We start from the raw sequence: 12,195 nt of genomic DNA on the forward strand, positions 1-12,195 counted from the left end.
CTTAATACTAACGTTTTTGAATGGCTTTTATTGTGGATGTTTTTGAATTAAAAAGGCAATAAAATATAGTAAAAAAAACAACACCTCTTTGTCTCCATAAAAAACTTTCGGTCAAAAATAAACTTATCATTAGAATTGCAAAAGCAATATGTATAAAATCTTTCTTTTTAATACCGTTTTTAAGGTTATAAAGCAGCATTATGCTCAAAAGCAAAAAACCAAAAACACCTAACTCAGCAAAAACTTGGATATATTGATTGTGAAAATTCTTTTTTTGGTAGCCTTCTGTTGTTTCATTTCCTTGAAAAACATTATATTGAATTCCTTTTTTTTCTATTTTTTTATAAGAAGCGTTTAAACCAAAGCCTGTCCAAAAAATATTTTCTTCTTTTAAAAATTCAAAAAATAAGCGCGCTTGATATACACGAAATGATGATCCTGAAAAATAATCTGTTTGATTAAACTTCTCATTGAACCAAGCTTCTTTCATGCTTATTATGTTAGTGCCAACCTCTTTCTTGTTAATAACAGTGTGCCCTATATTGCTGTCTGACTTTATTTTAAATTCAAAAACAATACGTTCTTTTACTACGTTTAAAAATAAAAATGATGCAATAATCATTCCTAAAATAATTATGTTTTTCAACCTCATTTTATTTGCCGACTTAGAATAAAAGAAAAAATAAATTACTATTAAAACGCAAGTTGTAAAAATAATGATCTTAGATGACAACAATAAAAGAAATCCATATAAAAAAAAGGAATATAAAAAATCCTTTATTGATTTTGTGTCTTTAGTTAAAAAATAAAAAAAAGCTAGACTTACAAAAACTGAAAAATGAACAGCATTTAATTCTTTTGAAACTAAATTGTGAAAGAAAAAAACATTTATATTTCTATTTAATATGTAATTGTTAAATGCTTTTAAAATAAAAAATGCAGATAAAAAAACTATCGAGTAGCTGTAATATTCGAGGGTTTTACTTTTATATTTTTCGTAGTCTATTGCTGAAATTAAAAACGATAAAGGAATAATTAAAAGAGGTAATCCTGTAGATAAAGCATTTATTGTTGCTGTTTTTTCTGTTGACCAAAAAAATGATACGGCCATTAATGCATAGAATAGCATTAATAAGAATGTGTATTTTTCTTTTTTCTTACGTTTTTTAGCAAAAACAGTTTGTAAAATAAAAATAAAAATAAAAAAACTATTAATCAAATGATGAAATGGAATTGTTATTAATGCTAAAAATAAAAATAAAAAACCACGATTATTTTTTAAATAGGCTAGTATGGTTCTGATAAAATTCAAATAATAAAACATAAGGCTTATTTAAGAATGCAAGATATAGCTTTTTTCTTCTTGATACAATTTTTAGTTTGACTGAATATTTATATAAAAAAAAGATGTTAATTTAATTATAGTTTTATATTTGCAGGTATAACAATGATTTTAAGTGAAGAAAGCAATTATTACAGGCATAAATGGACAAGACGGCGCGTATTTAGCACAATTTTTGTTGAATATTGGATATGAAGTAACTGGTTTTACCCGAAAAAATACAGCGTCATTTAAAGGCTTAAATTATTTACAAATAAAGGACAAGGTAAAAATAGTTGAATGTAATTTATTAAATATTGAGCAAGTTTCTAAATTATTAGGCGCCATTGAACCTGATGAAATATATAATTTATCTGCACAAAGCTCTGTATCTAAATCATACCAAGAGCCAATAGATACTTTTGAATTTAACACCTTAAGTGTCTTTAACATAATAGAGTCTATCAAAAAAACAAACCCCTCTATAAAATTATATCAGGCTAGTAGTAGCGAAATGTTTGGAAGTGTTAAAAAACTGCCTATAACAGAAGAAAGCATAATACATCCTGTTAGTCCTTATGCTATTTCAAAAGTAGCGGCTCACTATACATGTGTTAATTATAGAGAAAGTTATGGCATGTTTATTTCTTGTGGAATTTTATTTAATCATGAATCTTATCTAAGGAATGACACTTTTTTTATTAAAAAAGTGATTAGAGAAAGTTTAGAAATTTCGTTAGGAAAAAGGGAAATATTAAAAGTAGGAAATATTGATATTAAAAGAGATTTTGGTTTTGCGCCTAAATATGTAGAGGCTATGTATTTGATGCTTCAACAAGAAAAACCTTGCGACTTTTTAATTTGCTCGGGAAAATCGGTTAGTTTAAGAGAAATTATATACTATATTTTTGAAAAACTAAAAATTTCGAAAAGTTTATGCATCATTGACCCTGCATTTTATCGCCCTTCTGATATTGAAGACATATATGGTATAAACGAAAAAGCAAAAAAAGAACTAAATTGGAATTATGACTTTAATTTCTTTGAGGTTTTAGATCTTTTATTAGAAGAAGAGGTTAAAAATTATAAAAACAAATAAGTTATTGATTTATGAGTTATAAAAAATCGGCAAACAGGGTTGTTATATCCTTTCTTGGTTAAAATGTTCAAGTATCCAGAACTTTAAATAAAAACAGGTGCATAAAGTTTTAAACAATCATCTTATCATGAGCGGTTTTTACAAAGGAGTTTCCGGACTTTCTTTGTTTGTTTCTATACGCCTATTATTAGATTATTTAGGGGCAGATAATTATGGCTTATGGGTGCTCGTTTTTACTTTATTTCAATTGGTTCTATTAATGGACATTGGCGTTCAAAGTTCGTTAAAAACTCAAATTCCCGTTTTGGTTCATGAAGGTAAAAAAGAGTTAATTAAGAGTTATATAAAAACCACTTATAAAATTTCAATTTATATTGCTGTTTCCCTTTTTATAATATTTGTTTTATTTACTTTCTTTGTTGATTTAAAAGAATTTTTTAATATTGGTTTTCAATCTTCTGTTTTTATTAATTTTCTTTTTCTGTTCAATGTGTTTTTTTTCTGTATTTCTTTTGTGGCAAATATTCATAAATCTTTATATGTTGCTTTTTTAAAAGGAAAATATTCTGAACAATCTGTTGCTGTTAATCAAATCGGAATTTTAATTTTAATTGTTTTATTAATCTCGTTTTTTCCAAATATAAGTTCTGAAAGGAAATTAATTTACATATCAATAATAAATGGTGTTTTTACTTTTTTAGTTAATATAGGATATACGATTGGCTTTTTTAAATTAGAAAAACTAACCTTAAGTGATTCTGTAAAAACAAATTTTTTATTTGTTAAAAGATTTTTAAAATTAGGATTTAAATACATGGTTGTTCAGGTAAGTGTATTGGTTATTTTTATTTCTGATACTTATATTATATCTCATGTCTTTAAACCCTCTGAAATTATTCCTTATGAAATAGTAAACAAACTATTTCAATTTCCGTTCATGATTTTGTTTGCCGCTCTATCACCTCTTTGGTCCATGTTTGCTAAAAATTATATCGAAAAAAACAAAAAAGAACTCCTGCAATCGTTTAAAAAATTTAACAGGTCTTTTATTTTAATATGTCTTTTAGTCGCTCTTTTCATTTATATAAGCCCTTTTGTAATTTCAGTGTGGATAAAAAATCCCGTTCAAATTCCGAGTTATTTAATTTTATTAACCGGTATTGTAACGTTATTGCGTGTTTATACTACCTTTTACTCTTTTTTTTTAAACGGAATAGGAAATTTAAATGCATATATCTTACTTTTAATAATTAGTGTTGTGATTAAAATACCCTTGTCCTATTATTTTATAGATTTGGGTTATGGAATAAATAGTGTTGTGATTTCGTCTTTGATTATAATGTTGGTTTGGATGTTGGTTATCCCTTTTAAGTGTTATCAATTAGTTAAAATAATTAAAAAATAAATGAATAGTTTCATATATAAAAACAAGAGTTTTTTTTTAGATTTAAAAAGAGTTTTTAACAACTTTTTTGGAGTAGAAATAATAAAATACCCTACTCCAGAGTTGGACCGACGCATTAAATTGCTTAAAAACTTCAATATTGACGTCGTAATTGATGTTGGTGCTAATATAGGCCAATATGGTTCTGAATTAAGAAATATAGGATATACCGGAAAAATAATTTCGTTTGAACCTACTTCAGGTGCTTTTTTAAAATTAAACAAAAGAGCTTTAAAAGATTCTTTGTGGGACGTATATAACTTGTCTCTTGGTGAACGAGACGGAACCTCATCTATAAATATTTCGAAAAACTCGGTAAGTAGTTCTATATTAAAGAATCTGCCTCAACTAACAGAAAGCGCACCTGATGCAACTTATATTAATAAAGAAACCATTATAATAAAAAAACTAGACAGTCTTTTTGATGATTTAGAAATAAAAAATAAAAATATTTATCTCAAAATAGATACGCAAGGATACGAAAACATGGTGCTTGAAGGGGCAAAAGAATCTTTAGAACATATAAGCGGTATTCAAATTGAAATGGCTTTAATACCCTCTTATGAAGGAAGTTTAACCTTTGAAGAAATGAGCGATAAACTAAAAAACCTTGGCTTTAAACTTACGACCATAGAAAGTGGTCATTACAATAAAAAAACCGGAGAACTTATTGAAGTTGATGGTGTGTTTTTTAAAAATTAAAATTAATAATATGATTGCATTCAACAAACTTTCCATAATAATTCCGGCTTACAACGAAGGACCAACCATTCATTTTATATTAGATAAATTGCAACAAGTTGACTTACTAAATAATATAGAAAAAGAAATTATTATTGTTAACGATTGTTCCAAAGATAATACCGAGGAAGCTATTAATAATTACATGAATTCTAACCCAACAATTAACATTCAGTATTTTAAACACGAAGTTAATAAAGGAAAAGGTGCTGCCTTGCATACTGGTATTCAAAAAGCAACGGGTGATTATTTAATTATACAAGACGCCGATTTAGAATATGATCCGCAAGAGTATAATTTACTTTTAAAACCGGTTTTAGATGGTTTTGCTGATGTGGTTTTTGGCAGTAGATTTACTGGTGGAAATCCACATAGAATTTCCTTTTTTTGGCACACTATTGGTAATAAATTTTTAACTTTTTTATCAAATATGTTTACCAATTTGAACTTATCAGATATGGAAACTTGTTATAAATTGTTTAATACTAAGGTAATTCAATCTATAAAATTAAGAGAAAATCGTTTTGGTTTTGAACCCGAAGTTACTGCAAAAATATCAAGAATACCCAAAATTAGAATTTATGAAGTGGGCATTTCTTATTACGGTAGAACGTATGAAGAAGGAAAAAAAATAGGTTGGAAAGATGGCTTTAGAGCTATATATTGTATCTTAAAATACGGACTTTTTAGAATAAAATAAAATGGAAACAAAAGAAATTGATTTAGAAGGTTTAGAAACTTTAAATGTTATTGAAAAAGCAAATAAATTCAATAAATGGATGTATGATACTATCAAACCCCACTGCAAAGGAAAAATATTAGAAATTGGAAGTGGTATAGGAAATATATCTGAATATTTCATTAAAGACAATCAAAATATTGTTCTTAGCGACTTAAGGGATAATTATATAGAAATAGCCAAAAATAAATTTGCGAATGAAGTGTTAAAAATTGATTTGGTAGATGCTGATTTTGATACTAAATACAGTAATTTAGTAGGCACTTTTGATACTGTTTTTGCTTTAAATGTTGTAGAACATATAAAAGATGATTTGCAAGCCATTGCAAACTGCAAAAAACTTTTAAAAAAAGGAGGTCATCTTATCATTCTTGTGCCTGCTTATCAAAGCTTATATAATCAATTTGATGTTGAATTAGAGCATTTTAGAAGATATACACACAAGAGTTTAAAAAAAATAATAAACGCAAACCAACTAAACATAAAAAAAACATTTTCATTTAATGTAATTGGCATATTAGGATGGTATGTTACAGGTTCTATTTTAAAGAAAAAAACCATTCCCGAAGGGCAAATGGGGTTGTTTAATAAATTAGTTCCTATATTTAAACTTGCCGATTTGCTCACTTTTAAAAAAATTGGGTTGTCGGTAATTTGTTTTTCAGTAAAAAATTAGACTATGTTGATACTATTATTTTTATTTTTTATTTCAACATTATTGTTCTATATTTATGGAGTTTTTTTTATTTCGATCTTTGACAACAATAACAACAAATATTCTTTTTTTGATTCTTTTTTTATAGGTTTTTGTTTTATTGGAACAATACTAAACTTATGGTCAATCTTTTTACCAACAAATATAACTTCTATAATTTTTTTAATACTTTTTGGATTTTATATTTATTACAAACAAAAAAATCATTTAAATTTAAAAGCAAAAAATCTATATAGAAAAATTAAAGAAAACAAGCTTATTTCTTTATTGATATTTTTTATAATATTAATACAATTATTATATTCTGTAGGAATTCCAAAAAATTATGATTCTTATCTTTATCATATTAATGCAATACAATGGAATGAAAAGTTTTCTGCAGTTCCTGGTTTAGCAAATTTACATGATAGGTTTGGTTTTAATTCTTCTCAATTTGTTTTATCTGCTGCTTTTTCTTTTAATGATCTTTATAATCAATATATATTTATAACTAATTCATTATGTTTTTTAATTCTAATTATTTGGATATTACTTTATTCAATACATAAGAAAGACTTGTTTGGCATAATTGCACTACTGTTTGGATATTATTTTTTTTATCAATATTACGCAGATTTTTCTTCACCAAGTACAGACTTGATTCCAAATTTATTATTTGGATATTTAATGTTAAAATTAATTTTTAATGCTAATTCAATATATAACAAAAGTTTACTTTACATAGCACTTTCTTTTTTTATAATTACTTTTAAAATTTCACTTATACCAATAGTAATTGTTGGTTTAATTTCAATTTATTATCAAAAGCAAAACTTCACATTTTTAATAAAAAAAACTATTCTTTTTGGTTTTGTATTTATATTACCATGGATTATTAGAAATGTAATCTTAACAGGATATTTAATTTATCCATTAGCAAGTGTTGATGTTTTTAACTTTGATTGGGAAGTTTCAAAAAATAGTGTTGTTGATATTCAAAAATGGATTAACTCGTGGGCTAGAATCCCTTTTGCAGAACATACCAAAGTTCTTTCATTGTCATTTAAAGAATGGTTTACTATATGGTGGGAAAACAATTCCCTTATAAGAAATAAAGTTATTTTTATAATTTCAACTTCTGCGCCTATATTCTTTTCTTTATACTACTTTTTAAATAAAAAGGAAGTTAAATCAAATATATTAATTTCATTTATTATCTCTTATTTAACATTTTTACTTTGGTTGTTTACAGCTCCAGATATTCGGTTTGTTTTTGCTTGTTTATTAATTTTATGTGTATATCCACTTTTAATTTTAAAAAAATATATCTACCATTTTGATAAGCTAATTAAGGTAATAATACTTTTTTTTGGAATGTTTTTCTTTTATACTTTTTTTAGTGTTGGTTACAAAATATTTATAGATGAATTTAGAAGTTTTAATAAATTCGAAAACTATTATTATTTACCTAAAGATGTTTATTATATTAAGTTTAATAGAGGTCTTGAATTTAATTCTTATGAATATGAAACAACTTCTGGTAAAAAAATAAAATTTTTTGAGCCCAAAAAGGGAGGAGTACAATGTTTTGATAAATTCCCTTGTTCCTGGAAAATCGAAAATTCATTGCATCTAAGGGGCAACAGTTTACAAGATGGTTTTTATATAAAACAGTAAATACTAATTATTTAAAAAAATTAATATGTTATTATATATTTGTTACTTTTTGTTTTTTTTTATTATCTATAAATCAGATTTTAAAAGTTCATTAGCTGATCTTATAATTAAATCTACTTTGTTGTTTTCAACAATTATTGTTATGCTTGTTGAAATTTTAAGTTTTTTTAATTCCTTAAATTTAATAAGTATATTATCTTTTTGGTTACTTTTTTTTATACTTTTAATCTATCTTTTAATAAAAAGGAAAGTTTTTCAAGCTATAAAAGGAAAGTTATTTAGCCTAAATAAAAAGATTTCTGTAGAAGATAAGTTATTAATAATTATAATAATTACGGTTGTTTTATTATTACTATATCAAGGAATAATATATCCACCTAATAATTGGGATTCTTTAACCTATCACATGTCAAGAATTATGTATTGGTTAGGTAATGAGAATTTAAACCATTTTCCAACACATATTTTACGTCATTTATACCAACCACCTTTTGCGGAATATTTAATAATGAATGTAAATGTTTTGCAAGGAAATGATTATTTTTCAAACTCAATACAATTACTATTCCTTCTTTTTACATTAATTTCTTTAAATGAAATATTAAAATGGCTTGAAATTAAAAAATTAATTAGAATAGTTACTTTCTTATTTTGTTTATCAATACCGTCAGTCGTTTTACAAGCAACTTCTTCAAAAAATGATATTGTATGTGCCTTTTTTGTAGTTACTTCAATACTTTTTTTAATAAAATGTTATGAAAAACCCAAGACAATTAATTTTATGTTTTTAGGCCTTGCTATTGGATTAGGAATGCTTACAAAAGGCACATTTTATATTTTTATTTTTCCTGCATTGTTGTTTTTTGTATTATTATTTTTTACAAAAAACTTAAAACAAAAAACGTACAGTAAAATATTTTTGGGTTTTATTAGTGTCTTATTCATTTTTATGATAAATGTTGGTCATTTTTCAAGAAATTATTCATTAAATCATAATATTCTTAATATTGACGACACTGAAAACAAAATGTTTTGGAATGAGGAAATGAATGTAAAGTTCTTTATGTCTAATTTGTTAAAGAATATAGGCTTACATGTAGGTTTTCCTCTTACTACTAGTTATAATGTAGCTTTAGAAGGTTTTCATGAAAAATATAATATATCAATAGATAATCCAAAATTGAATTTCTTGGGTTTAAAATATTCCAGTCCAAAAAAATTTGAAACTCATGAAGATCTAGTTCCAAATACATTTCATTTTGTTTTACTTTTAGGTATTTCTGTTTTTTTGCTATTTTATTCTTTATTTAAAAAAAATTACAAATTATTAATGCTTTTATGTGTTGTAATCTTGCAAATAATCTTATTTACATTTTATCTTAAATGGCAACCATGGCATACTAGGTTACATATTCCTGTATTTATTTTATCATCTATATTTATTGGGTTCTTTTTAAATTTATTTAAAAAACCATATCTTTCCTATTTAATATCATTTGCTTGTTTATATTCATTTTGGTTTAATTATGCTTATAACAACACAAGACCAATTATTACTAATAGACTTTACACCAAAAATATATTTACTGATGATACTCGATTTAAAAAATATTTTGCTAATCAACCTTTCTTATATTCTGAATATGCTAACGTTTTAAATAAAATGTATGAATATAATCCTAAAAAAGTAGGTTTAGAATTAAATGATTGGGAATATCCTTTACTTGCAAGTTTTTATCATGATCATTTGAAAATTGTGGCAATTAATGTGACAAATTCTACCAATAAAATAAAACAAGATATAAATAATATTGATGTAATCATTTCTAATAAAAACAAAGGAAATGAATATAATTTTAATGGTAAGACATATTTAAATAAAACTCCTGAAAATAAACATATTTGGCTTTATAAATAATGAAAATAAACTTAAAAAAATACCTGTTATACTCTTCTGTTTTTGCCATATTTACAGAGGCCTTTTTTTTCAATTATATTATTGATTGGAAGCTGTTATACTTAATTATTTTTATTAATTATTTTGTTCTAATTCTGTGTTTTAAATCTATTAAAATCAATATTTATTTTAAATATATAATTGGTTTTCTTTTTTTGCATGGAGTCATTTGCTATTCTATCATAGAAATTCCGCCAAATTATATGTTATCGCAAATATTAGGCATAACTATAGTGGGTTTGTACTTCTACAATTTTGTGTTGGTATATGAAAAAGAAGAAATTATTAATGCCTATTTAAAAATAGTTCTTGTGGTTGCTGTTATTGGTTATCCTTTGTATTTTTTAAATATAAACTTAAACGACGGAACACGACTTCAAAGTATTTTTAAAGAACCCGCGCATTACGTTGTTGTTGTTATACCTGCTTGTTATTATTTTTTAAAAACAAAAAAATACATTCCTTTTTTCGTGGTTTTTGGAACTTTAGTGCTTTCCAATTCTTCTCTTGGCTATATAGGGTGTGGTTTAATTTTTTTGCTCCCAAATTTAACCTTAAAGCGAGTTGTGTATTTAGCTGCGACTATTCCAATCATAACCGTGTCGTTTATATATACGTATAATGAACATCCTTTTTTTAAAATGAGAGTTGATGACACTTTTGAAAATTTAAAAGTAATTAATACCGGTAAGTTTAAAGAAGACACCAATTTAAGCTCATATATTATCTTGGCAAATGTGTATATAATGAAACAAAACGTTAGTGACCACCCATTAGGAAGCGGTATAGGCAGCCACCATTATATGCATACTACTAAATACATTAAAGAAATAAGGCCTCCAAAGTATATAAGAACTATTGATCGATATAAAGACAATTCTTTTGACGCAAACTCATTATTTAATAGAATGTGTTCGGAGTTCGGAGTTTTAGGAATCGTTTTTATTATTTTTATTTTGACACACCTTTTTAAGGTTTTTGGTTCTGATTTATATTTTTCACAAGGTGTTGTCATTTATATTTTACTTAAACTATTTAGAGATGGGCATTACTTTCCCCCAGAGTTATATTTATTTATTTGGCTGTTATATTTTGACATAAAACCTAAAAAAAACAAAATTAATGAAATGTAATATTTGCAATCAAGAAACCAAGCAATTATTTAGTGCTGAAATCATGAAAAAACATACTATATTATATTATAGTTGTTTGTCTTGTAACTTCATACAAACAGAAAAACCCTTTTGGTTAGATGAAGCATATTCAAGTGCAATATCGTCAATTGACGTAGGTTATGTAACTCGTAATGTTGTGTATGCTGAAATAGTTTCGTCAATTATAAAGTTTTTTTATAACAGGAAAAATAAATTTATAGATTATGGGGGCGGTTATGGAATGTTTACACGATTAATGCGAGATAATGGTTATGATTACTATAGACAAGATATCTATTGTGAAAATTTGTTCGCAGAATATTTTGATATAAATGATTTTCCAAAAGAGAAACTGAAAAAATTTGAAGTTTTAACCTCTTTTGAGGTTTTTGAACATTTAATTAATCCAATTAAAGAAATTGAAAAGATGTTTGCTTTTTCAGAGTCTATATTATTTAGCACGGCTTTACAACCAGATATTGAATTTAAAAGTATTGATGATTGGTGGTATTTTTTACCTTTTTCAGGACAACATGTTTCTTTGTATTCTAAAAAATCATTAGTTGCTATAAGCAAAAAATTTAATTGCAATCTCTATACAAATAACAGAGATTTTCATCTTTTAACTAAAAAAAAATACATTATAAATCCTGTTTTTATTATATACTATGCTTACAAAATTAGAGACAAAATAATGGGTAAAAACTTTTTAAATAAAAAAAGTCTAATTAAAAAAGATTTTGAATTAATAAAAAACAGCTAATACTTGTAAAAGCTTTTTTTATTGTAAAACCAACGAAAGTAATTTTTCGTTACCTACAAATGCTGGTGGATATTTATTTGTATGCGTTAAATTATATCTCGCCTTTTCTAAATCCCATGAGAATGAGGCATCAGTAAGAAAAAGATCAGAATATTTATAATTAGAGCCGTCTATAGTAAGGTCGCCTATATTTACAGTTATGTTTGTTACGGTAATATGAGGTTGGTTTTTATTAGTGCTAGCCACAACAATAAAGTTTTCTGCAACAATTCCTTGCGGCACGTATATTACTAGTTTTTGTGGCATTGGAGACCCTTTAATTAATTGTGATAATGGCTTATCATATTGCATATAATTATCCGTTTGATAAAAAACGGCAATACTGTCATCTTTTTCATAAATGGCATTAATTTCTATTGAATATATGTCTTCTTGAGGTTCTTGACCCTCTTTTTTCTTATCACTTCCACACGAAATTAAAGTAAAAACACAAACTAAAACTGTAATTATTTTTTTCATTTTTTTATTTATTATAATATGAGAGAATCTTTTATTTTAATTATTACCCTTTATATTGATTGTTAATTAATTATATTTGTTTTCATT

The 12,195-nt window shown here is 25.3% G+C and carries 11 protein-coding genes; 9 read left to right on the top strand and 2 right to left on the bottom strand.

Translation table 11 applies throughout. The features are described from left to right. Nucleotides 1-7: 7 nt before the first annotated feature. On the bottom strand, nt 8-1,129 hold the full coding sequence (locus AABM47_RS02640) for an O-antigen ligase family protein (RefSeq protein ID WP_338409372.1): 1,122 nt from the start codon (nt 1,127-1,129) through the stop codon (nt 8-10). A gap of 328 nt (nt 1,130-1,457) precedes the next feature. Between AABM47_RS02640 and AABM47_RS02645 the strand changes: the two genes are divergently transcribed. The 9 genes from AABM47_RS02645 (at nt 1,458) to AABM47_RS02685 (ending at nt 11,589) form a co-directional block, all read left to right on the top strand. Further along, a complete protein-coding gene (locus tag AABM47_RS02645; RefSeq protein ID WP_338409373.1) occupies nt 1,458-2,420 on the top strand; it encodes a GDP-mannose 4,6-dehydratase in 963 nt (320 codons plus the stop codon). A gap of 127 nt (nt 2,421-2,547) precedes the next feature. Beyond that, nucleotides 2,548-3,825 (top strand): MATE family efflux transporter, encoded by a 1,278-nt coding sequence (locus AABM47_RS02650; RefSeq protein ID WP_338409374.1) that lies wholly within the window; start codon nt 2,548-2,550, stop codon nt 3,823-3,825. Beyond that, nucleotides 3,826-4,566, top strand: coding sequence for an FkbM family methyltransferase (locus AABM47_RS02655; RefSeq protein ID WP_338409375.1), 741 nt, complete (start codon nt 3,826-3,828; stop codon nt 4,564-4,566). It abuts the gene before it with no gap. Nucleotides 4,567-4,576: 10 nt separating this feature from the next. Beyond that, nucleotides 4,577-5,305 (top strand): glycosyltransferase family 2 protein, encoded by a 729-nt coding sequence (locus AABM47_RS02660; protein WP_338409376.1) that lies wholly within the window; start codon nt 4,577-4,579, stop codon nt 5,303-5,305. A 1-nt stretch (nt 5,306) separates the two neighbouring features. Continuing rightward, entirely contained in the window at nt 5,307-6,020 is a 714-nt protein-coding gene (locus AABM47_RS02665) for a class I SAM-dependent methyltransferase (RefSeq protein WP_338409377.1), read from the top strand. Between the two features lie 306 nt (nt 6,021-6,326). Beyond that, nucleotides 6,327-7,715: a hypothetical protein gene (locus AABM47_RS02670; RefSeq protein ID WP_338409378.1), complete on the top strand. Its 1,389-nt coding sequence runs from the start codon at nt 6,327-6,329 to the stop codon at nt 7,713-7,715. 406 nt (nt 7,716-8,121) lie between these two features. Further along, complete coding sequence (locus AABM47_RS02675) at nt 8,122-9,633, top strand: glycosyltransferase family 39 protein (protein WP_338409379.1); 1,512 nt, start codon at nt 8,122-8,124, stop codon at nt 9,631-9,633. A 194-nt stretch (nt 9,634-9,827) separates the two neighbouring features. Continuing rightward, entirely contained in the window at nt 9,828-10,805 is a 978-nt protein-coding gene (locus tag AABM47_RS02680; protein ID WP_338409380.1) for a hypothetical protein, read from the top strand. Further along, complete coding sequence (locus tag AABM47_RS02685; protein WP_338409381.1) at nt 10,795-11,589, top strand: class I SAM-dependent methyltransferase; 795 nt, start codon at nt 10,795-10,797, stop codon at nt 11,587-11,589. The genes AABM47_RS02680 and AABM47_RS02685 overlap by 11 nt, the downstream gene beginning before the upstream one ends. Before the next feature lie 18 nt (nt 11,590-11,607). Here AABM47_RS02685 and AABM47_RS02690 read toward each other — a convergent pair whose 3' ends face one another. Beyond that, entirely contained in the window at nt 11,608-12,108 is a 501-nt protein-coding gene (locus AABM47_RS02690) for a hypothetical protein (RefSeq protein WP_338409382.1), read from the bottom strand. Nucleotides 12,109-12,195 lie beyond the last annotated feature (87 nt).

This window comes from uncultured Flavobacterium sp. (genome assembly GCF_963925415.1).
In the GTDB taxonomy this organism is placed as follows: domain Bacteria; phylum Bacteroidota; class Bacteroidia; order Flavobacteriales; family Flavobacteriaceae; genus Flavobacterium.

Coding starts and splice junctions, on each gene's coding strand:
- AABM47_RS02640 (WP_338409372.1), bottom strand. CDS start 1,129: ATGCTATTCTATGCATTAATGGCCGTATCATTTTTTTGGTCAACAGAA.
- AABM47_RS02650 (WP_338409374.1), top strand. CDS start 2,548: ATGAGCGGTTTTTACAAAGGAGTTTCCGGACTTTCTTTGTTTGTTTCT.
- AABM47_RS02655 (WP_338409375.1), top strand. CDS start 3,826: ATGAATAGTTTCATATATAAAAACAAGAGTTTTTTTTTAGATTTAAAA.
- AABM47_RS02660 (WP_338409376.1), top strand. CDS start 4,577: ATGATTGCATTCAACAAACTTTCCATAATAATTCCGGCTTACAACGAA.
- AABM47_RS02665 (WP_338409377.1), top strand. CDS start 5,307: ATGGAAACAAAAGAAATTGATTTAGAAGGTTTAGAAACTTTAAATGTT.
- AABM47_RS02675 (WP_338409379.1), top strand. CDS start 8,122: ATGTCAAGAATTATGTATTGGTTAGGTAATGAGAATTTAAACCATTTT.
- AABM47_RS02685 (WP_338409381.1), top strand. CDS start 10,795: ATGAAATGTAATATTTGCAATCAAGAAACCAAGCAATTATTTAGTGCT.
- AABM47_RS02690 (WP_338409382.1), bottom strand. CDS start 12,108: ATGAAAAAAATAATTACAGTTTTAGTTTGTGTTTTTACTTTAATTTCG.